Genomic DNA, 21,055 nt, shown 5'->3' on the forward strand with positions numbered 1-21,055 from the left:
TTGGATTTTCACTTTCTTCAATTCGGTTAAAGACGTAAGGCCCCGCAGCAGCGCCGCGGGGCCTTTGGGCCGCAAGCCGGGAGAGAGAGGCTTCAGGCGGCCTGAACCTTGCGATTGCCGCGCGCCCATTCCGGCAGCCAGTCGCCGTGGGCTGTCAGCAGCTCGTCGACCAGCGACCAGATCTGGTCGAGATCGAGCTCGGCTGCCGTGTGCGGATCCATCATCGCAGCGTGATAGATGTGCTCGCGATTTTCAGTCATCAAGGCTTTGACCGTCAGCTCCTGCACATTGATGTTGGTGCGGATCAGGGCCGTCAGCTGCGGCGGCAGGTCGCCGACATGGGTCGGTTGGATGCCGGAGGCGTCGACCAGGCAGGCGACTTCCGCCGCGCAATTGAACGGCAGCGAGGTGATGCAGCCATTGTTGCGGACATTGCCGTAGATGACCGAAGGTTCGCCGGTCCAGACCGAATTGATGATCGACGAGGCATATTCCTTCGATTGCTTGACCTCTATCTTTTCCGCCGTGCGATATTCCTCCGCCTGGCTCTGCCAGCGCGCCACCTGCTCGATGCAGCGCTTCGGATATTCGTCGAGCGGGATGCCGAACTTCTCGATCAGGTCCTCGCGGCCTTCCTTGATGAAATAGGGCGTATATTCGGCGAAGTGCTCGGAGCTTTCGGTGACGAAATAGCCGAGACGGGTCAGCATCTCGTAGCGCACCTTGTTCGGGCAGCGGGGGTTCCAACCAGGCTTCGGCGCGCGTCCTTCGCGATAGGCGCGGACGAGATCGGGATAGAGATTGCGATAAGAACCATCCGGCTGACGATGCTCGAATTCGAGATAGAAGGCCATGTGGTTGATGCCGGCGGAACGATAGCGGATCTCGTCATAGGGAATATCGAGATCGTGGGCCAGTTCCATGGCCGTGCCCTGCACGGAATGGCAAAGGCCGACCTGCTTGATATTAGGGTACTTCTCGCCGATCGCCCAGGTGTTGATCGCCATGGGGTTGACATATTGCAGCATGATCGCATTCGGGCAGACGGCGAGCATGTCCTCGCAGATCTTCCAGAGATGCGGAACGGTGCGCAGACCGCGCATGATGCCGCCGACGCCGAGCGTGTCGGCGATCGTCTGGCGCAGGCCATACTTCTTCGGCACCTCGAAATCGGTAACGGTGCAGGGCTCGTAGCCGCCGATCTGGAAGGCGACGACCACGAAGTGCGCGCCGTCGAGCGCCTTGCGCTGGTCGGTGAAGGTCTCGACAGTGGCCGGAGCGCCAAGTGTCGAGGCAAGCTTGCGGGCAACGATGGCGCTTTCGTCCAGCCGCTGCGGATTGATGTCCATCAACGCGATTCTGGCGCCAGCCAGGGCAGGGCGCTGCAAGACGTCGCCGATGATATTCTTCATGAAGACGGTCGAACCGGCTCCGATGAATGTGATCTTGGGAGTGCCTGTCATGTCAAAATCTCCTGAATGCTATGAAGCCACCTCGAACGCCGCTCTGACAAGGCGTTCGGTGTAAGCCGTCTTGGGATGCGATAGAACCTGTTCGACCGGCCCTTCCTCCATGATCTTGCCGTGCTGCATGACAATGACGCGGTGGCAAAGGGCGCGGACGACCTTGAGGTCGTGGGAAATGAAGAGATAGCTCAGACCTTTCTCATCCTGCAGCTTTCGCAGGAGGTCGATGATCTGGGCCTGAACGGAAAGGTCGAGCGCCGAGGTCGGCTCGTCGAGAAGGATGAATTCCGGCTCGAGCGCGATGGCGCGGGCAATTGCGATGCGCTGGCGCTGGCCGCCGGAAAATTCATGCGGGAAGCGCGAGAGAATGTTGGCCGGCATGCCGGCGCTGACGAGCGCTTCCTTAACGCGCTCCAGGCGCTCGGCCTTGTTGGCGCCGAGATTGTTGACCACCAGCCCCTCGCAAATGATCTGGCCGATGGTCATGCGTGGATTGAGTGACGAGAAAGGATCCTGAAAGACGATCTGCATGCGCGAGCGTAAAGGCCGCATCTCGGCGCGAGACCGGCCATGGATCGGCTGCCTGTCGAAGAAAATCTCGCCGCCATCGGCATCGATCAGCCGCAGCAGCGCCTGGCCGAAGGTGGTCTTGCCCGAGCCGGATTCGCCGACAAGGCCGAGCGTCTCGTGGCGGCGCAGCTCGATATTGAGGCTGTCGACGGCGACGAGTTCGCGCATGTCGGGCTTGAAGAAGCTGCCGTGCCGCAGCATGAACGCCACCTTGACGGCCTTGCCTTCGAGAATCGTGTCGCAGTTCGGCGGCAGCGGCTTTGCCTGTCCGCGCGGCTCCGAAGTCAGCAGGTGCTGTGTATAGGGATGCTGCGGGCGCGCAAAGAGTGCCTCCGTCGTATTGTGCTCGCGCATTTCGCCATGCTGCATCACATAGACATAGTCGGAGAACTGGCGCACGACCGTCAGGTCGTGGGTGATCAGGATCACGGCCATGCCGAGCTGCTTCTGCAGGTTGCGGATGAGGTTCAGAATCTGCGCCTGCACGGTGACGTCGAGCGCCGTCGTCGGTTCGTCGGCAATCAGTACGTCCGGGTCGTTGGCGAGCGCCATGGCGATCATCACGCGCTGGCGCTGCCCACCCGAGAGTTGGTGCGGATATTGCTTCAGCCGCGCTTCCGGATCGGGGATCTGCACCTGCTTCAGGAGATCGAGTGCCCGCTTCTCGGCGTCGCGGCGGCTGACCTTGCGGTGGACTCGTATCGCTTCGACGATCTGGCTGCCGATGGTGTAGATCGGATTGAGTGAGCTCATCGGCTCCTGGAAGATCATCGAGATGCGGTCGCCGCGCAGTTGCCGGCGCGCACGCTCGGAGAATTTCAGCACGTTCTTGCCATCATAATGCACGGCGGACTTGTCGGAGACGACGGCGCGCTTGGTCAGCAGGCCCATGAGGGTGCGGGCGGTCACCGATTTTCCCGAGCCGGATTCGCCGACGATGGCGATGGTCTCGCCGCGATAAAGCTGGAAGGTGATGTCCTTGACAGCATCGACCATGCCGTCCTCGACCTTGAACTTGACGGCAATGTTGCGGGCGTCGATGACGGGCGCGGCTGTCTTGTTCGCGGCATCGAGCCGCGTGTCGGGAGCGAAGGAATTGACGAGTGCAAGAGCCATATCCATTCTCCTCTCAATAGGGATCGATCGCGTCGCGCAGGCCGTCGCCAAGGGCATTGAAGGCGAAGACGGTAACGAGAACGAAAGCGACGGGCGTGAGGATCCAGGGATAGGAGCCGATGACCGAATAGGTCGACGTATCCTGCAGCATCAGACCCCAGGAGATCAGCGGCGGTTTGACGGCAAAGCCGAGGAAGCCGAGGAAGGATTCCAGCAGCACGACACTCGGGATCGCGAGCGTCACGGTCACGATCACGTGGCTCATGACGTTCGGGAAAATATGCTGCAGGATGATGCGCCGATCGGTCGCGCCGACCGCCATGGCCGCCCGGACATAATCGATGCGCGCCAGAGCCAGCGTCTTGCCGCGCACCTCGCGCGACATCTGCGCCCAGCCGAGCGCCGACATGACGATGATGACGAAGGCGAGGAAGACGTTGGTCGGAGCCGTCACTGGGATCAGCGAGGTCAGTGCCAGGTAGAGCGGCAGCTGCGGGAAAGCCAGTACCACTTCGACGAAACGCTGGATCCAGGCATCGAGCGTGCCGCCGAAATAGCCGGATATCATGCCGACAGCAGTGCCGACGACGGTGACGATGGCAACCACCGTCAAGGCGATCATCAAGGAGATGCGCGAACCGTAAATGGCGCGGGACAGCACATCCCGGCCGAATTTGTCCGTGCCGAGGAAATGGACGGGGCCGCCATCGGTGGCGCCGAAGAGATGCCGGTCACCGGGGATAAGGCCGAAGAGATGGTAGGGGTCGCCCTTGACGAAGAGACCAAGCAGGCGAGGGTGATCGTAATCCGGTCCGACGATCGGCTGGAATGTGACCGGATCGAGATCGCTGGTCTCGGCAAGCGCGTAGACCCGAGGCTGGAGGACGAAGTTGCCATCCTTGTCGTGAAAGCTGATGACCTGCGGCGGCGCGAAGCCGGTATCGGTCGCCTTCGGGTCGAGCGGTGCGATGAATTCGGCGAAGATCGCCATCAGCAGGAGCAGGACGACGAGGGTAAGGCCGCCCATGCCGGTCCAGGAGCGCTTCAGGCGACGCCAGACCAGCGCGATGTAGCTCTCGTTGCCGCTCTTCTGCTTGATCTTCTCTTCGGGCGGCGGCGGGGCGTTGCTGAAGGCCAGCATCAGTGGATCCCTCCCTGTTGGCGCACACGTGGATCGAGCAGGGCAAGCAACACGTCGGCGATGATGTTGCCGACGATGAGGGTTGCCGAAAGCACCATCATGAAGGTTGCGGTCACGTAGACGTCGCCGACCGCCATCGAGCCGACGATCGCCGGCCCGACCGTCGGCAGCGTGAAGATGATCGCGGTCTCGATCTCGCCGGTCAGCATATAGGGCAGAACCACGCCCTGATACATGATCAGAGGATGCAGCGCATTCGGTACGGCATGGCGCATGACGACGGCGCCGCCGGAAAGGCCTTTGGCGCGCGCCGTCTCGACATATTGGGCATTCAGCGTATCGAGCAGGTTGCCGCGCATGATGCGCATATTGTAGGCGAGGCCGCCGAAGGTGGCGATCGCGACGACCGGCCAGACATGCTTGACGAGATCGACGAATTTGGCCCAGGACCAGGGCGCGCCGCCATATTGCGGCGAGAAGAAGCTGCCGATCTCCGAGACGTTGAGCTGGAAGACGAGGAGATAGACGATGATCAGCGCCATCAGGAAGCGCGGCACCGTCATGCCGAGGAAGGAGATGCCGGCAAGCAGATTGTCGATCCAGCTATATTGCCGCGTCGCCGCCCATATGCCGAAGCCGATGCCGAGAATCGATGCCAGGATGTGGCACACCAGCGCCAAGGCCAGGGTGCGCGGCAGGCGCTCGCCGACGACATCGGCCACCGGCTTGTTGTAGACCATGCTGTAGCCGAAATCGCCCCTGGTGACGATGCCGCCGATCCAGTTGAAATACTGGACGATCATCGGCTTGTCCAAGCCATGTTCCTTGCGATAGGCCTGCGCCTGGGCATCGGCCTGCTCGAAGGACGCACCGCCCTGGTTTATCAGTTGCGAGCGGATGTAATCGGCATAATCGCCCGGCGGGGCTTGGATGATGGCGAAGGTCACCACGCTCAGGATCAGGAGCACGGGAACGGCGGACGCTATGCGAACGAGCAGGAATCGTAACATCGGACGGTTCGCTTCTCTTGATGCTGTCGACAATCGCGATCCGGTGAGGACGATATGCGCCAGCGGTTCATGTTTGTCCGGCGATGCTGATCGCTGGAATGCTTCGGATTTCCACGACAGCCGGCGTCATGCCGGCTGCCATGGGGTCGTTTGGAACCTTATTTGATCGGGCCGGCGCCGCCCGGGGCGCCCGGCAGTTCCTCGGGGAACAGCTCGTATTTGCCCTGTTTGTCTGCCGCTACCCAGAGGCGTTCACGGATGATGGAATCTTCAGCCCAGTTGAACAGGAAGATCGGTGTGCCCGGAGGAACGTTGGAGAAGCGCTTGTTGATGATGAGAGCTCCCGGATATTCGGTCAGGCCGATATTGTAGAGATGCTCCGTCGAGATCTTCTGGAACTGCTTCATCAACGCCACGCGTTCGTCATTGTCCTTCGACGTGATGAACTTGTTGACGACATCGACCATGTCCTTTTCGAAGGGCATCAGATCCAGCTGTCCGCTTTCCGGGGCGCGGTGGTTCCAGCTTGTGCGCGGGCCGACCGGTGCCAGCTGCTCGGTGTTCTGCACGACCGAGGCAAGCTCCGTGGTGTTGCGACGCACCATCCAGTCGAAGCGGCCGCTGTAGTTGGCATCGTCGCGCTTAGGACCGACCAGCGCATTGATGATGACGCGTAGCCCGAGCTTTTCCATCTGGCTGACGACGCCCTCGGCAAGGCTCTTGTCGGTGGTGTAGTCGCTGCTGACCAGCAGGGTGATCTCCACATCCTTGCCGCCGTTGACGCCGGCCGGGAAGTTGACGATACCGTCGCCATCAGTATCCTTCAGTCCGGCCTTTGCCAGCTCGGCCTTCGCAGCAGCGAGATCGAACGGGTAATAGACGGTGGAATTGCGATCATAGAAGCTGCTGCCGGAGGATAGGCCACCCGGATAGATCGCCGTGAACGGTCCCTTGACCAGCGACTCCCCGAGCGCTTTGCGATCGAGCGCCATGGTGACGGCCTTGCGGAAATCCTCGTTGCGGTTCAAGTCACGTACCGCCTGTGCACGCGCGTCCGGATTGCCCCAGCCATTGGCGGAGAAATTCATCTGCAGGTTATAGCCGATGAGGCGGGGACCGAAGGCGAGACGGGCCGGAGCATCCGGCTGTGCGGCGCGCTTCAGAGAGGCGACGAAGTTTTCCGGCTGCTCGAGGTTCGACAGATCGCCGGAGCCGGCAACCGCCTGCACGTCGCGGTCTGCCCAGGTCGAGAGCTTGTAGTGCAACTCGTTGAGGTAAGGCAGCTGATTGCCCTTTTCGTCGACCTTCCAGTAATAGGGATTGCGGCGCATGACGATGATGTCGTCGGAACGATATTCGACCGGCACCCAGCCACCCATGACCGGCATGTTCATATATTCCGGCGGGAAGGCGTTCTTGAACTGGTCGTAGGTATTCTTGGAATATTTCGGGTGCTGCGGCTTGAGGATATGTGATGGGCCCGGGCAGAAGCTGGGGTAGGCCATCGTGTAGAGATACTGTTTCGGGAAGGCATCCTTGAAGGTCCACTCGATCGTGTAATCGTCGATTTTCTTCAGCGTCGTTCCCTCGCCGAACGCTTCCGGCGATGCGCCGCCGCCAAGCGGCGAGACATTCGGATCGATGACCTCGTCATCCCAGTAGAACATGATGTCGTCGGCGTTGAAGGGCGCGCCATCGGACCATTTCGCGCCCTCGATGAGGTGCATGGTGAGCTTATGGCCATCGGGGGACCATTCCCAGCTCTTGGCGAGGTTCGGTAGTGGTTCGGTATCCTTCGCCTCGACCTGAAACAGGGGAGCCGTGCGCGTCAGGCACTCCGAAAGGCCGATGTCGATGCCGCCCCAGCCCTGCGTCTGGCCGGCGCCGTAGTTCCAGCCCTCCGGCCGGCCGCCGATGACATGACGCAGCGTGTCGCCATAGACACCGATGCCGTCGGGCATGTTGCCGGTTTTGAACACGAGCGGCTCTTTCGGCAGACGATCCTTGACGGGCGGCAGTTTGCCGGTCTTGACGAACTTCTCCGTCACCCAGGCAGGCTCGTGATATTCCGGCAGCGCCTTGAACTCCAGAATGGAGTTGCGCTCGACATATTTGATCTTTCCTTCCGCCGGGAAGACCGGTGGAACGGGTGGCACAGTCGGTTCGGCCGCATGGGCGCTGATCGCGATTGCGGATGTGGCAATCGTCAACGCAGCCAGAAGGCCGATCGGTCGAAAATGTCTCATCTTTTCTCTCTCCCTAAATCGCGAGCGTTCCGTTCGAGACCTCGCTTTCCTCCTTTGAAACGAAAGATGGCTGGTTGAAGCGGGACATCCCCTTAAGATCCCGCCTCAACCTTCACCTTCCGGCCTGCCTGTTCGTCAGCCAGCCTGTTTCAAGGCTGCTTTCTCTGCGCGCAACTCCTCGATCGAGCGAACGTTGCGGCTCGCCGCGCCCTTCCAGTCGCGTGTCTTGACCTTGCCACGCGACAGGCGCTCCTTCGCGTCGTCCACGGCATGCGCATATTGCGGCAGCCAGCGCGCTTCCGCGACGACCATTTCGTCGACCATCTGCCAAACCTCCTCCGGTGTGGCGACGGCGCCCACCAGCGGGTCGTGCAATACGGCGAGTTTCAAGAGATCGATGTCGCCGCTGATGGCGGCATGGACCGACATGCGCTGAACGTTGATCGAAGAAATGCAGGTGGCAGCGCACGCCTCGGGCAGTGTTATGCCCGCCACCATGTTGATGCCGAAGCGATCGACGAAGCCGGGTGACTCGATGATGGCATCGGCGGGCAGGTTGGTGATGACGCCGTTGTTCTTGACGTTGAAATGGCCGCGATAGACGCGGTTGGTTTCCAGCGCTTCGAGAATATGGCTGGCATGCTCGTTGGAGCGCCGTGTCGGGTCGATCGGCTGCGAGGCGCTGTCGAGGATCTGCTGGAATTCCGTCTCGAACCAGTTGCGCGTTTCGGTGGAGTGACGCAGATAGCCGCCGGTCTCGCCATGGATCCAGTCCGACATGTCGATCCATTTGTTGATCTCGTCGGGGCGCTTGCGATACCAGGGCAGGTATTCCGACAGGTGTCCGTTGCTCTCCGTCGAATAGACGCCGAAACGCTTCAGCACATCGATACGCAGCTTTTCCTGCTGTGAATAGACCGGATGCGCCTCGAAGGCGGCGATCAGCTCGTCCTTGCCGATCTTGCGGCCGTTGAGGCGCAGGTCGACGAACCAGGTCTGGTGGTTGATGCCCGAGCAGATATAGTCGAGCTCGCGCTTGTCCTTGGCGCCGAGCACCTCGGCGATCTGTTCGGCGCCATGCTGGACGCCGTGGCAAAGGCCGATCGTATCGACCTTGCCGTATTCGATCGCCGCCCAGGTGTTCATCGCCATCGGGTTGGCATAGTTCAGGAATTTGGCGCCGCTCTCGGCGACCTCGCGGATATCCTTGCAGAAATCAAGGATGACCGGGATGTTGCGCTGGCCGTAAAGAATGCCGCCGGCGCAGATCGTGTCGCCGACGCACTGATCGATACCGTATTTCAGCGGAATACGGATATCTTCGGCGTAAGCCTCCAAGCCGCCGACCCGCACGCAGCTGATGACATAGCGTGCGCCTTCCAGCGCCTTGCGGCGATCCGTGGTGGCGGTGACGCGCGTCGGCAGCCTGTTGGATTCAACGATCCGGTCGAGGATCGCCTTGATCATCGTCAGATTGTGCTCACTCAGATCCGTCAGCGCGAACTCGACATCGCGGAATTCCGGCACGCAGAGAATGTCGGTGAACAGCTTTTTCGTGAAGCCGACGCTGCCGGCGCCGATAATAGCGATTTTGAAACTCATGATCCTCACCTTCAAGTCGATCGAACAAGCAGCGGCAGGGGAAATCGACAGCGTTTTTGTCCATTGTCGCATCGGTTGCGGAACGGGCCGAAATCGAGATTTTTCCTCCGATCGCCGTTCCTCGCCGGCGAGCATGCGCTGTTTTCTGGCGGGATTATGCCTATAATCGCCGAGGCGAACAGAGAACTATTATGCTTTTGAGGGTAATTTTGTGCTGCAGGAATTGATCGACAACGGACAGGTCATGCGGACGGTTTCACTGCCGCGTGGACGCCACCGATTGCACGCCATGCCAACCAGTGCGGGATATGAAGTGCGCTATGATGAACCCTATGATTGGGATGGACGGCGGCGCGGTCTGACACCGTTCACCGTGCTGCAGCACACGATCAGCGGCACCGGGCGCCTGCGTTATGAAAGCCGCAATTATCGTGTCAATGCCGGCGACACACTGCTCGTTCTCGTGCCGCATAATCACCGCTATTGGCTGGAGAAGGGGGAGCGTTGGGAATATTTCTGGATTTCCATGAACGGCGAGGAAGCGTTGCGCATCCATCGCCTGATTCTCGCCGCAGCCGGTCCGGTGTTGAAGCTACAGCAGGCGACGATCGATCATCTTGCCGATTGCAGCCTTCGGCTCGTAAAGGGCGCTACGACGCCGGCTTCGGCTTCGGCCATCGCCTATGAGGCGGCCATGGCGCTCTATGACGACGTCTTCGGCTCGCATGCCTTTGCCGCCGACCGCTCTGTCATGCAGATCGTCATCGATCATATCAATGCCAATCTCGACAAGCCGCTGCCAGTCGAAGAACTGGCGAAGGTGGGCGGTCTCAGCCGCGCGCATTTTTCGCGCGTCTTCGCCGAGAGCGAAGGCGTGCCGCCGGCGGAATTCGTTTTGCAGCAGCGCATGCAGCGCGCGGCGAAGCTGCTGACGAAGGCCGCCTTCATCCCCGTCAAGGAAGTCGCGATCATGTCGGGCTTCGACGATGCCAATTATTTCTCCAAGGTGTTTCGCCGCATCTACGGCATCAATCCGACGGAGTTTCGCACGACGGGCATGTATGCCGCGGTGCGCAGTCCGGTCGAGGAGACGAAGAATGCACGGAGCCGATAGATCCGTGATAGGTCGGCATCCTTGCCATCGCTTGCTTGTCTTGAAAATGGAAATCCGCCAACCGGTCGCATTGCGCAACGGCGGCGAGCCTGTATAGATATTGCCCCGCGGCGTCCCGCCTGCCTCGCCGCGCGCCTGACTTCCCAGCAACATCTGTTCGTCCCCGCCGCGACGGGCTTAATCGATAGGATTGAATATGCGTTCTGTTGTCGCCTTCAACGAATCCTGGACGTTTCGCGAAGGATTCTCGCCCAGGGATGTCGGCCGCCCGCAGGACGGACAGCAGGTCACTCTGCCGCATACGGCCGTCGAACTGCCTTTCAACTATTTCGACGAGAAATCCTATCAGCGCGCCTTCACCTATCAGAAAATAATGGAGTGGGACGACACATTCGCCGGGCGGGAGATATCGCTGATCTTTGATGCGGCCATGGCCGACGCCGTTGTTTATCTGAACGGCGAGGAGGTTGTTGCTCATAAAGATGGCTATACGCCGTTCGAGGCGCGCCTGACCGGCCGGCTGCGTCAGGGCGAAAACCTCATCACGGTCAAGATCGATGGCAGCGAGAACCCGGAGATACCGCCTTTCGGTGGCCGGATCGATTACCTGACCTATGCCGGCATCTATCGTGATGTCTGGTTGAAGCTGACCGATCCGGTCTCGGTTGCCAACATCAAGGTCGAAACCGCCGATGTCCTTTCCGACCGCAAATCCGCGACGGTGCGCTGCGACATCTCCAACCCGCAAAATCTCGCTTTTAAGGGGACGGTGACCGTTACTCTACGCTCCGTGGACGGAGCAACCATCGCTTCCGGTGAGGCTGACACATCCGGTGAAAGCGTGAAGCTCAGCTTTGCCGGCCTTTCCGGCCTTTCGCTTTGGGAACTCGACGATCCGGTTCTTTATTCGGCCGAAGTGGAGCTTGCGAGCGATCACGGCGCGGACCGTCATGCCGCGACCTTTGGCTTCCGCACGGCAGGCTTCACAGCGGAAGGCTTCCTGCTGAACGGCAAGAAGCTGAAGCTGCGCGGGCTCAACCGCCATCAGGCCTTTCCCTATGTCGGCTATGCGATGGGCCGCTCTGCCCAGGAGCGCGACGCTGAAATCATGAAGCGCACCCTGAAATGCAACATCGTGCGCACCTCGCACTATCCGCAATCGAAGTGGTTCCTCGATCATTGCGACCGCATCGGCCTGCTGGTCTTCGAGGAAATCCCCGGTTGGCAGCATATCGGCGATAAGGAATGGCAGCAGGAATCGATCCGCAACGTGCGCCGAATGATCGAACGCGACTGGAATCACCCATCGATCGTCATCTGGGGCGTACGCATCAACGAATCCCAGGATTCTCACGATTTCTATGCCGAGACGAACCGCCTGGCGCGCGAGCTCGATCCGACACGTCAGACCGGCGGCGTGCGTTACATCACCGAGAGCGAGATGCTCGAGGACGTCTACACCATGAATGATTTCATCCTCGGCAACGAGGAGCTGCCGGGTGCCAACCGGCCGCGCACGCCGCTGAGGCCGCAGCAGGAAAATACCGGCCTTTCCAAGGATGTGCCCTATCTGATCACCGAATTCGGCGGCCATATGTATCCGACGAAGATCTACGATCAGGAGCAGCGCCAGGCCGAGCATGTCCGCCGGCATCTGGAAGTGCTGAACGCCGCCTATGGCGACCCCTCGATATCAGGCGCCATTGGCTGGTGCATGTTCGACTACAATACCCATAGCGATTTCGGCTCGGGCGATCGCATCTGCTATCACGGCGTGATGGACATGTTCCGCGAGCCGAAATTCGCCGCTTATGTCTATGCCAGCCAGTGCGAGCCCGCCGAAGAGATCGTCATGAAGCCGGTGACGATCTGGGCGCGCGGCGAGCGCAATATCGGCGGCGCGCTGCCGCTGATCGTTCTGACCAATTGCGATGAGGTCGAGCTGCGTTACGGCTCGCTGACCAAGCGTCTCGGCCCGGACCGGGAGACTTTCCCGCACCTGCCGCATCCTCCCGTCGTCTTCGATCACCGTGCCTTCACTCCGGACGAGCTCGGCGTATGGGGGATGGAATGGGAAGACGTGCATTTCACCGGCTATATCGGCGGCAGAAAGGTTGTCGAGCAGCATATGGTCGCCAATCCGCTGCCGGCGTCGCTTCAGGTCGAAGCCGATGCCGATACCTTGCGCGCAGGCGAGCGCGATGCGGTGCGCGTCATCGTGCGTGCGCTCGATCAGGCCGGCTCGCGTCTGCCTTTCCTCAATGAGGCCGTCACGATCAAGGTCGAAGGTCCGGCGAAGGTTATCGGGCCGGAAACGGTGGCATTCCAGGGCGGGACCACAGGTTTCTGGCTGCAGGCAATCGGAGAAGCCGGTGCGATCAGGCTGGAAGTCTCGTCTCCGCGCTTTGCCAGCCAAAGCCTGAGCTTCACGGCGAAATAAGCGAACGGCCGGCTCCCGTCGTCACGCGGCGGAGCCGGCAATTTCTCCCGGAACCTGCGGGATCGACTGCAGCAGCGTCTGTCGTGCCGAAGCAAGATGCTGACGGCAGGCAGCGTCGATCCTCTGCTGGTCGCGCGATTGCAGCGCTTCGATATAGTCGAGATGCTCCACTATGGCGCGGGCATTGCGCTCGCGTGCGAAAGCCTTGTTCCACTGATAGTGATAGTGAAAAATGATGGCGATGACGTCGTAGAACTCGGTGATGAAGCGATTCTTCGAGGCGCGATGGATGAGAAGGTGAAATTTTTCGTCGAGGCGCGAGAAATCGCGGTAATGCGCGTCGAAATCTTTGAGCAGCTCGTGGTGTTCCTGCTCGATCGCCTTGAGATCCTCCCAGGCGTGATGATTGGCAGGCAAGCGGCCGAACTCGGCTGCGGAATGCAGCTCGAACATTTCCCGCACGTCAGCAAGTTCGAGCGCGAATTCGCTGGTGAAGCCCTTGAGAATCCAGTGGCTGTTCGGCCGTTTCTCGATCAGGCCGAAGCGGCTGAATCGGATGAGAAATTCACGAACGACCGACGTGCCAGTGCCGATTTCGCGCGCCAGTTCCAGCTCGTTGATCTGCATGCCGGGCTGGGCTTCATCGGACATGATGCGCACCATGAAGCTGCGCTCGATGATATCGTGCAGTGAATCGGTTTCCTCCTTGGGAAAGAAATCGGCCTCGGTCGGCTGGCGCAGTACAACCTTCTGCCGCTTGTTCCAGAGAATGATGCCGGCGTCGCTGAGACGCATCAGGATCGCCCGCGCCGTGCTGCGGCTGACGCCGAGCTCGGCTGCGATTTCAGGCTCGCTCGGCAGTTCGGTATCGAGCTTCAGGCGGGCTGCATAGCGATTGTAGGCTTCCTTGAAGAGCGTGTTTTGCCTTGCCATTTCCCCCTCGCGTATCGTCGCCGCTCTTTGCTGGCGGCGCTGTCTGAACCATGTTCCGATGGCAGTCAATTGCAGGAGTTATGTCGAAACCGCTGTTTCCGTCGTCTCCCGTGACGGTCCCTATGATTTCCTCGTTGACACCAAAATGTTTATTGTAGATAAAAAACAAAATCAATGGCGATGGACGCCGAGAGCGTCCGTTAACGCCACCGAAATTGAAATGATCGTCATCACAAGGGAGAGGTGATGCAGAGAAGAACAATCGGCAGGACGGGCCTTGAGGTCACGGAGATCAGCTTCGGCGCTGCGGCGCTGGGCGGCCTCTATCGTGCCTGCCCTCGCGATCAGGCGATGAAGACCTTGCAGGCGGCCTGGGATAGCGGCATCCGCTATTTCGACGTGGCACCCTGGTATGGCTTCGGCCTTGGCGAGCGCCATGTCGGCGATTTCCTGCGCGATCAGCCGGAAGACAGTTACGTGCTGTCGACCAAAGTCGGTCGCCTCATGCGGCCGGTGCCGAGCGACAAGGTGCCGAATTACGGCTATGTCGATCCCCTGCCTTTCGATGCCGACTACGATTATTCCTATGACGGCATCATGCGCTCGGTTGAATTCAGCTATGCACGCCTCGGTCTCAATCGCATCGATATTCTCTATGTCCACGATATCGGCGGCTATACCCACGGCAAGGCACTCAACGAACGTTACCTGGGGCAGCTTCTGGGATCCGGGTTAAAGGCTCTGGAGGAGCTGAAATCATCCGGCACGATCAAGGCCTATGGCCTTGGGGTCAATGAGGTGCCGGTCTGCCTGGACGTCATGCATGCGGCCGATATCGACTGCATTCTGCTCGCCGGTCGCTATACGCTGCTGGACCGCTCGGCGGTTGCCGAGCTGGTGCCGCTTTGCGAGAAGAAAGGAACATCGCTGGTCGTCGGCGGTGTCTTCAACTCCGGCATTCTGGCGACTGGTCCCGTGCCCGGCGCGCATTTCGATTATCTGCCGGCAACGCCGGATATCCTGGCCAAGGTTGGGGCTATGGAAGAGATCGCCCGCAAGCATAGTGTACCGCTTGCCCAGCCTGCGCTTCAGTTCCCGCTGCGCAGTCCCTGCGTGGCCTCGGTGTTGATCGGCACGGCGAAGCCGGAAAGTCTTGTCCGCAATATGCAGCTGGTGGAGCCCCGGCTCCCCGACAGTTTCTATGCGGAGTTCGAAGGGTTGACCCTCGTGGCGCCGCCGTTGGGAGACGAGGCGGTCCGGGTCTAGCAGATTGGAGCTTCGAGCCGTCGGAGAGATGGCTTCGTAGAGGAGGAAAGCCTGTTTTGGCGTCGGTGGCTTTTCCGCCGCGCGATGCGTGACGCCGCAAGGCGTCGCGATACCAGCCGTAAGCGTTCAGCGGCAGGTGTGCAGGAGAGAGAGCGCGTTGAGAGGAGAAGCAGATGAAAATTGCCAAGTCACTTTTGTCCCGCCGCAGCTTTGCCGGCCTCGCCGGTGCTGCCGTCATCGCCATGGCGATGCCCATGCAGTCCTTCGCGGCCGACGTGACCATCCCGATCATCGTCAAGGATACCACATCCTTCTACTGGCAGATCGTTCTTGCCGGCGCTCGCCAGGCAGGCAAGGATCTCGGTGTGAAGGTGCCGGAGCTCGGCGCTCAATCGGAATCCGACATTAACGGCCAGATCAGCATTCTAGAAAACGCCGTTGCCGGCAAGCCGGCTGCGGTGGTCATCTCGCCGACCGAGTTCAAGGCGCTCGGCAAGCCCGTGGATGAAGCCGCCAAGTCCGTGCCGGTCGTCGGCATCGACTCCGGCGCCGATTCCAAATCCTTCGTCTCGTTCCTGACCACCGACAACGTCCAGGGCGGCCGCATCGCCGCCGATGGTCTTGCCGCCGCAATCAAGGGCATGACCGGCAAGGAAGAGGGTGAGATCGCCATCATCACCAGCCTGCCGGGCGTCGGTTCCCTCGATCAGCGCCGCCAGGGGTTCCTGGAGGAGGTCAAGAGCAAATATCCGGGCCTCAAGGTCGTTGCTGACAAGTATGCCGATGGTCAGGCAACAACCGGCCTCAACATCATGACCGACCTGATCACGGCCAACCCGAAGCTCGTCGGCGTCTTCGCCTCCAACCTGATCATGGCTCAGGGCGTCGGCCAGGCCATCGCCGAAAACAAGCTCGGCGACAAGATCAAGGTGATCGGCTTCGACAATGACGACAAGACCGTCGGTTTCCTGAAATCGGGCGTTCTTGCCGGTCTCGTGGTGCAGGATCCCTATCGCATGGGTTATGACGGCATCAAGACGGCGCTCGCCGCTTCGAAGAAGGAAAAAGTTCCGGCCAACGTCGATACCGGCGCCAACCTCGTCACCAAGGCGAATATGAGCGATCCGAAAATCGATGCGCTCTTGAACCCGAAGGTCAAGTAAGACTTGAGGCCGCGCCCGAAGCATCGGGCGCGGCCTTTCGCCTGGCCGCGTCCCCCGAGGCGGCCGTGCGGAGATGTGAGAGGGAGGAGACGTCATGACGAGCCTTGAAGAAATCAGCCATCGGCACGATGACACTGTCAAAACGGAAGCAAACCGCATTCCGGCGGGCTCGCCCATTCTTGAGCTCAAGGGCCTGCAGAAGCGCTATGGCTTCGTCGAGGCGCTGAAACCTGCGACCGTCACGTTTCTGGCCGGCGAGATTCACGCGATCGTCGGCGAGAACGGTGCCGGCAAATCGACACTCATCAAGCTCTTGACCGGCGTCATCACCAGGACGGCGGGCGAAATCTTCTGGTGCGGCCATCCGGTTGCGCTCGCAACGCCCAATGAGGCGATCGCCCGCGGCATCAATGCCGTGCATCAGGAAGTGGTGCTCTGCCCGCACCTCACGGTGGCCGCCAATCTTTTCCTTGGCGACGAGGTCAATCGTTTCGGCCTGATGCGCAAGAAGCAGATGGTGGCCATGGCGCAGACCGTGCTCGACGATCTCGGCTTCGGGCTGCCGGCCGGCGAACTGTTGGGATCGCTCACGATCGGTCAGCAGCAGCTGGTCGCGACTGCGAGAGCCGCGATGCGCGGCACGCAGTTCCTGATTTTCGACGAGCCGACCGCCTATCTCACCCGCCAGGAATCGGCGCAGCTGTTCAAGCTGATCCGCCGCCTGCAGGGCGAGGGTGTGACGATCGTCTATATCAGCCATCGCATGGAAGAGGTGTTCGAACTCGCCGACCGGGTTTCTGTACTGCGCGACGGCACGCATGTCGGCACCCGCACGATCGCCGAAACCAACGAGGACGAGTTGATCAAGCTGATGATCAATCGTTCCATCGAACAGATCTATCACAAGGAAGAGGTTCCGATCGGCGATACCATCCTCGAGACGCGCGGTCTTTCCGGGCCCGGCTTCGAGAATGTTTCGCTGAGCGTTCGTGCCGGCGAGATCGTCGGCCTTTACGGACTGATCGGCGCCGGCCGCAGCGAATTCGCTCTCGGTCTTTACGGGCGTCAGCCGCTCTCTGCCGGGGAAATTTATTGGCAGGGCCGCAAGGTCGAAATCCGCAACGAACGTGACGCGATGGAACTCGGCATAGCGCTGGCGCCTGAAAGCCGGCGCGATCAGGGGCTTTGCCTCAACCTGCCGATTGGACTCAACATCAATCTGCCCGTATTCAAGCGGTTAAGCCGCGGCCCGATCATCGACAGGAAAGGCGAATCCACCAACGCCGACAAGCAGATCCGTGATCTCAGCATCAAGACGCCGAGCCGGCGGGTTCTGGTCTCCGCCATGTCCGGCGGCAACCAGCAGAAGGTGGTCATCGGCAAATGGTTGAGCCATGGTGCCAAGCTCTTTATTTTCGATGAGCCGACGGTCGGCGTCGATGTCGGGACAAAGGCTGAAATCTATCGGCTATTCGCCAAGCTGCTTCGCGACGGCGCCGGCATCATCGTCATCTCATCCTATCTGCCCGAGGTCTACGAGCTCGCCGATCGCCTGCACGTTTTCCGCCAAGGCCAGCTGGTCGCCAGCCATGATTTCCATGCGGCAACGCATGAGGAAGTCCTCGGCGAAGCGATCGGCGTCTGAACAACAAACAAGTCGAAAGAGGGAGAACAAGAAAATGGCCGCGAATACGACAGAAGGCCCAGCGGTTGCGCCGCGGCGCAAGATGAACATCCTCTTCAGCTTGACGCTGATCCTGCTGCTGCTGGCGCTCTGGATCCTCCTGGGCTTCTGGACCGACAAGTTCTGGACGCCGCTCAACATCACCAATCTGATGCGTCAGGGGTCGATGACCGCCATTCTTGCGCTCGGCCAGACCTTCGTCATCATCACGGCGGGTATCGACCTCTCCGTCGGCGCGATCGTCGGCTTTTGCACGGTCATCATCGCCTGGCTGCTTCAGGCTGGATTTCCAGTATGGGCCGCCATTCTCATCACCCTGCTGTTCGGGGTTCTGATCGGGGCGTTCCACGGCTTCGGCATCGTGCGCATGGGCTTGCCGCCCTTCATCATCACGCTGGCGACACTGACGTCGCTACGAGGCATCGGCCTGCTGATTACCAACGGCTCGACGATCAATATCGTCAATGATGATTTCACCAATTTCGCCGTTTCGGATTTCCTGGGGATTCCAAGCCTGTTCTGGATGGTGATACTGGTGGCAATTCCAGCCGTCATTTTCCTGCATCTGAGCCGGTGGGGCCGTTATCTCTTCGCCGTCGGCTCAAACCGCGAAGCAGCCCGGCTTTCCGGCGTCAACGTCAACTGGATGATCTATCTCGCCTACATCCTCTCGGGAACCTGCGCCGCCTTCGTCGGTATTCTGCTTGCCTCGCGCATCGCGATCGGCAATGCCACCCAGGCCGATGGCTGGGAGCTGCAGGCGATCGCCTCGTCGGTGATCGGCGGAACGAGCCTGTTCGGCGCGGTCGGCTCGGTCTACGGCCCGCTGATCGGCGCATTCATCCTGGCGACGATCAACAACGGTGCCAATCTCTTGAACCTGAATTCCTTCTGGCAACGCATCATCACCGGCGTACTGATCATCGTCATTGTCTATTTCGATCAGCTGCGTCGCCGGCGGCTTTAATCCGGTGCCGCCGATCCAGAGGCCGGTCCGCTATCAGGCTGGCGAGGGACGAGTCCTTCGCCAGCTGAAGTTTCGCAATAGGTTGCGCAGCGGCTTTTCGACCAGCTCATAGGCAAATATTCCGAGCACGGTGCCTGCAATAGCGCCGAGGAAGGCGACCACATCGGAAGGGATCTGTGTCGATGTCCCGAACTTTACCACGACCGAGATTGCCAGCGTATGCCACAGATAGATGGAGTAGGAGCCGTTGCCGAGGTAGGTGAGCGGCACAATCTGCGGCAGCCTGCCGCTGCGCTCGACCGAGACCATGCCCAGTACCAGCGCTATGGCGAGCGGGCCGCATGTTATCTCGTTGAATTCCAGGCCGAGAATTTCAATGGCAGCAAAACCGCCAATTGCCGCGACCATAAGCGCAAGGCCGAGGCCAAATCCCGGGATGTTTCCCTTCAGCCAGAGCTGGCCCAGAACCGCACCCGCCACGAATTCGAGAATGATCGGCCTCGTATAGGTAACAAGCAACGGCGATTGTGGATGGATGATCGCGCCGGCGATGACGAAGGCGACAAAGACGCCGATCAGGCTGCCGAGACGCAGGCGTTGCGGCAGGAACAGGCAGGCCGCGAAGATGACGTAGAAGAACATCTCGAAATTCAAGGTCCATCCCTGAACCAGGACCGGCCAGATCTCGTTGCTATCGTTTGGCGAGCGGAGCGGAATGAACAGCAGCGAACCAAGGATATGGCTTGCCGTCAGCTTCAGGTTCGGAAACAGGCCGACGATTGCTCCACCGATCATGATGGCCGTGACGATCCAATAGGACGGCACGATGCGCTGCAGCCGATCCAACACGAAGCGCAGCGGCGTGACGGGACGGCGTTCGCTCATGGTCCACATGATGAAGCCGCTGATAACGAAGAAGACGTCCACGCCGGCGGCCCCGATGCGAAAATGGCCGCCACTGCGCTCGGCAGCGTGAAAGAACACCACGGCGAGCGCAGCAAAGGCACGAAGATACTGAATGCCGTAGAGTGTCTTCATTGGCCCGTCCGCGGCTCCCAGTTCACAGGCGTCGCAAATTGTATCCGGTCATCGCTGGCGGGCAGTGATGCGTTTACGCGCGCTCGCGCTCGCATGGAGAGTTTTCCTGCCGTGAAATAGAACAGGAAGGAGCCGACGTGGTACGGATTTAGAATATCGATCTCCACGAAAGAGCGGATCAGCAGAAGGGTGGCAACGCCTAGAAGGATGTAGGATTCATCGTTTCTTATGTCGCTCAGGAAACGGCTGATATGGCCGATGAAGGCCGTCAACAGGATCGAGGCGAGCAGGAATACGCCGATGAGCCCGGTTTCCACCGCAGTTTCGATATAGGTATTATGGAAATGGAAACCGGCTCGGGAAGCGATGAAAAACTCATCCCATAGTCGCTCGGGCTCGGAGAAGCCCTGAACCCAGTAAGCCTGGTAGCCTACTCCGAAGAAGAGGTTCTGCTGCGCGGCGGCGATGCCCTGCTGCCAAAGATAGGTACGCCCGGTGAGCGTGGAATCCTTGCCGAAGGCGCCGAGCACAACGTCGACCGCGCCGCCATAGACGCCGGCAACTACGAGCACGACGCCGGAGACGGCCGCGGTCACAAACAGCCTTTTGCGCTGCTTGGGCGACAGGTAAAGGATGACGCGCAGGCTCGCGCATAGGACCACCACCAGCCCGGTCGTCAGCACCGAGGTCGCCGATTGCGAGGCAAGCAGGCAATAAGCGGATAGCAGGCCGGCAATTCCCGCGCCCAGCATCCAGATTCGCCGTTCGCCAAGAACGAAGACGGCGGTAAAGGCGAAATAGATGCCGATCGAGGCATAGAAGCCGAGCTGGTTCTTGGAGTCGAAGGCGCCGACGAAGCTGTAGGTTCCATCGATCGGATCATAGGCATAATAGCCGAACAATATCGAATAGATGAGCACGATGCCGGTGCCGGCGATCGCACCGCGTGCCAGTGTGCGGATATCGAGCGTGCGCATCGCGACCAGGGCGCAGAAGATATGCGTCATATATTGGATCGCCGCGCGCGCCGATACGGAGGGAACGACCGACCAGAAGATCGACAGGCAGGTGAAGACGCCGAAGGCGAAAAGCCAGAGCTGCTTCTGATAGCTGCCGAGCACATTGCGATAGTCGATCATGACCAGCGGGAACCAGAGCGCGTAGTAGAGCAGGATCGAAGGCTGGCCGAAACGCGAGGAGTAGGCGAAAACGAAGAAGGAGAGAGCAATCGCCACCGTGCCATAGGTGACGTTGCTGCCTGGACGGACAAAGATCGATTTGGCTATCCGCATCGACTTT

At 60.2% G+C, this 21,055-nt stretch carries 15 protein-coding genes; 6 read left to right on the forward strand and 9 right to left on the reverse strand.

Annotated elements, in window-relative coordinates:
- Positions 1 to 92: 92 nt before the first annotated feature.
- The 6 genes from melA (PH552_RS06635) to melA (PH552_RS06660) all read right to left on the reverse strand — a co-directional run bounded on the left by melA (PH552_RS06635) (position 93) and on the right by melA (PH552_RS06660) (position 9,151).
- Complete coding sequence (gene melA / locus PH552_RS06635) at positions 93 to 1,463, reverse strand: alpha-glucosidase/alpha-galactosidase (RefSeq protein WP_113250308.1); 1,371 nt, start codon at positions 1,461 to 1,463, stop codon at positions 93 to 95.
- A gap of 18 nt (positions 1,464 to 1,481) precedes the next feature.
- Positions 1,482 to 3,152: an ABC transporter ATP-binding protein gene (locus tag PH552_RS06640; RefSeq protein ID WP_112344557.1), complete on the reverse strand. Its 1,671-nt coding sequence runs from the start codon at positions 3,150 to 3,152 to the stop codon at positions 1,482 to 1,484.
- A 13-nt stretch (positions 3,153 to 3,165) separates the two neighbouring features.
- A complete protein-coding gene (locus PH552_RS06645; protein WP_112344558.1) occupies positions 3,166 to 4,293 on the reverse strand; it encodes an ABC transporter permease in 1,128 nt (375 codons plus the stop codon).
- The gene (locus tag PH552_RS06650) at positions 4,293 to 5,303 is read right to left on the reverse strand and encodes an ABC transporter permease (RefSeq protein WP_112344559.1); all 1,011 of its coding nucleotides are present in this window, start codon (positions 5,301 to 5,303) and stop codon (positions 4,293 to 4,295) included. The genes PH552_RS06645 and PH552_RS06650 overlap by 1 nt, the downstream gene beginning before the upstream one ends.
- Before the next feature lie 158 nt (positions 5,304 to 5,461).
- Complete coding sequence (locus tag PH552_RS06655) at positions 5,462 to 7,549, reverse strand: ABC transporter substrate-binding protein (RefSeq protein WP_112344560.1); 2,088 nt, start codon at positions 7,547 to 7,549, stop codon at positions 5,462 to 5,464.
- A gap of 135 nt (positions 7,550 to 7,684) precedes the next feature.
- Complete coding sequence (gene melA / locus PH552_RS06660; protein WP_183761209.1) at positions 7,685 to 9,151, reverse strand: alpha-glucosidase/alpha-galactosidase; 1,467 nt, start codon at positions 9,149 to 9,151, stop codon at positions 7,685 to 7,687.
- 211 nt (positions 9,152 to 9,362) lie between these two features.
- On the opposite strand from melA (PH552_RS06660), the gene PH552_RS06665 reads away from it, so the two are divergent.
- Together PH552_RS06665 and PH552_RS06670 are read left to right on the forward strand one after the other, a co-directional pair.
- Positions 9,363 to 10,265, forward strand: coding sequence for an AraC family transcriptional regulator (locus PH552_RS06665; protein WP_183761206.1), 903 nt, complete (start codon positions 9,363 to 9,365; stop codon positions 10,263 to 10,265).
- 196 nt (positions 10,266 to 10,461) lie between these two features.
- Positions 10,462 to 12,705: a glycoside hydrolase family 2 protein gene (locus PH552_RS06670; RefSeq protein ID WP_183761203.1), complete on the forward strand. Its 2,244-nt coding sequence runs from the start codon at positions 10,462 to 10,464 to the stop codon at positions 12,703 to 12,705.
- A gap of 21 nt (positions 12,706 to 12,726) precedes the next feature.
- On the opposite strand, the gene PH552_RS06675 is transcribed toward PH552_RS06670, so the two are convergent.
- Positions 12,727 to 13,638, reverse strand: a complete 912-nt coding sequence (locus PH552_RS06675; protein ID WP_112344563.1) for a GntR family transcriptional regulator — start codon at positions 13,636 to 13,638, stop codon at positions 12,727 to 12,729.
- Between the two features lie 246 nt (positions 13,639 to 13,884).
- Here PH552_RS06675 and PH552_RS06680 point away from each other — a divergent pair, with 246 nt between their 5' ends.
- The 4 genes from PH552_RS06680 (at position 13,885) to PH552_RS06695 (ending at position 18,718) form a co-directional block, all read left to right on the forward strand.
- Positions 13,885 to 14,904 (forward strand): aldo/keto reductase, encoded by a 1,020-nt coding sequence (locus PH552_RS06680; RefSeq protein WP_183761200.1) that lies wholly within the window; start codon positions 13,885 to 13,887, stop codon positions 14,902 to 14,904.
- 173 nt (positions 14,905 to 15,077) lie between these two features.
- Complete coding sequence (locus tag PH552_RS06685) at positions 15,078 to 16,067, forward strand: ABC transporter substrate-binding protein (RefSeq protein WP_112344565.1); 990 nt, start codon at positions 15,078 to 15,080, stop codon at positions 16,065 to 16,067.
- Between the two features lie 94 nt (positions 16,068 to 16,161).
- Positions 16,162 to 17,712: a sugar ABC transporter ATP-binding protein gene (locus PH552_RS06690; RefSeq protein ID WP_112344566.1), complete on the forward strand. Its 1,551-nt coding sequence runs from the start codon at positions 16,162 to 16,164 to the stop codon at positions 17,710 to 17,712.
- Positions 17,713 to 17,746: 34 nt separating this feature from the next.
- Entirely contained in the window at positions 17,747 to 18,718 is a 972-nt protein-coding gene (locus PH552_RS06695; protein ID WP_112344567.1) for an ABC transporter permease, read from the forward strand.
- A gap of 33 nt (positions 18,719 to 18,751) precedes the next feature.
- Here the strand turns inward: PH552_RS06695 and PH552_RS06700 are convergent, their stop codons facing one another.
- The gene (locus tag PH552_RS06700; RefSeq protein ID WP_183761197.1) at positions 18,752 to 19,756 is read right to left on the reverse strand and encodes an acyltransferase family protein; all 1,005 of its coding nucleotides are present in this window, start codon (positions 19,754 to 19,756) and stop codon (positions 18,752 to 18,754) included.
- Positions 19,753 to 21,048: an O-antigen ligase family protein gene (locus PH552_RS06705; protein WP_145644304.1), complete on the reverse strand. Its 1,296-nt coding sequence runs from the start codon at positions 21,046 to 21,048 to the stop codon at positions 19,753 to 19,755. The genes PH552_RS06700 and PH552_RS06705 overlap by 4 nt, the downstream gene beginning before the upstream one ends.
- Between the last annotated feature and the right edge of the window lie 7 nt (positions 21,049 to 21,055).

Source organism: Rhizobium aureum (assembly GCF_030182495.1).
GTDB lineage: Bacteria > Pseudomonadota > Alphaproteobacteria > Rhizobiales > Rhizobiaceae > Rhizobium > Rhizobium tropici_C.

Coding starts and splice junctions, on each gene's coding strand:
- PH552_RS06700 (WP_183761197.1), bottom strand. CDS start 19,756: ATGAAGACACTCTACGGCATTCAGTATCTTCGTGCCTTTGCTGCGCTC.
- PH552_RS06685 (WP_112344565.1), top strand. CDS start 15,078: ATGAAAATTGCCAAGTCACTTTTGTCCCGCCGCAGCTTTGCCGGCCTC.
- melA (WP_183761209.1), bottom strand. CDS start 9,151: ATGAGTTTCAAAATCGCTATTATCGGCGCCGGCAGCGTCGGCTTCACG.
- PH552_RS06690 (WP_112344566.1), top strand. CDS start 16,162: ATGACGAGCCTTGAAGAAATCAGCCATCGGCACGATGACACTGTCAAA.
- PH552_RS06675 (WP_112344563.1), bottom strand. CDS start 13,638: ATGGCAAGGCAAAACACGCTCTTCAAGGAAGCCTACAATCGCTATGCA.
- PH552_RS06640 (WP_112344557.1), bottom strand. CDS start 3,152: ATGGCTCTTGCACTCGTCAATTCCTTCGCTCCCGACACGCGGCTCGAT.
- PH552_RS06705 (WP_145644304.1), bottom strand. CDS start 21,048: ATGCGGATAGCCAAATCGATCTTTGTCCGTCCAGGCAGCAACGTCACC.
- PH552_RS06645 (WP_112344558.1), bottom strand. CDS start 4,293: ATGCTGGCCTTCAGCAACGCCCCGCCGCCGCCCGAAGAGAAGATCAAG.
- PH552_RS06695 (WP_112344567.1), top strand. CDS start 17,747: ATGGCCGCGAATACGACAGAAGGCCCAGCGGTTGCGCCGCGGCGCAAG.
- PH552_RS06670 (WP_183761203.1), top strand. CDS start 10,462: ATGCGTTCTGTTGTCGCCTTCAACGAATCCTGGACGTTTCGCGAAGGA.
- PH552_RS06655 (WP_112344560.1), bottom strand. CDS start 7,549: ATGAGACATTTTCGACCGATCGGCCTTCTGGCTGCGTTGACGATTGCC.
- PH552_RS06650 (WP_112344559.1), bottom strand. CDS start 5,303: ATGTTACGATTCCTGCTCGTTCGCATAGCGTCCGCCGTTCCCGTGCTC.
- PH552_RS06680 (WP_183761200.1), top strand. CDS start 13,885: ATGCAGAGAAGAACAATCGGCAGGACGGGCCTTGAGGTCACGGAGATC.
- melA (WP_113250308.1), bottom strand. CDS start 1,463: ATGACAGGCACTCCCAAGATCACATTCATCGGAGCCGGTTCGACCGTC.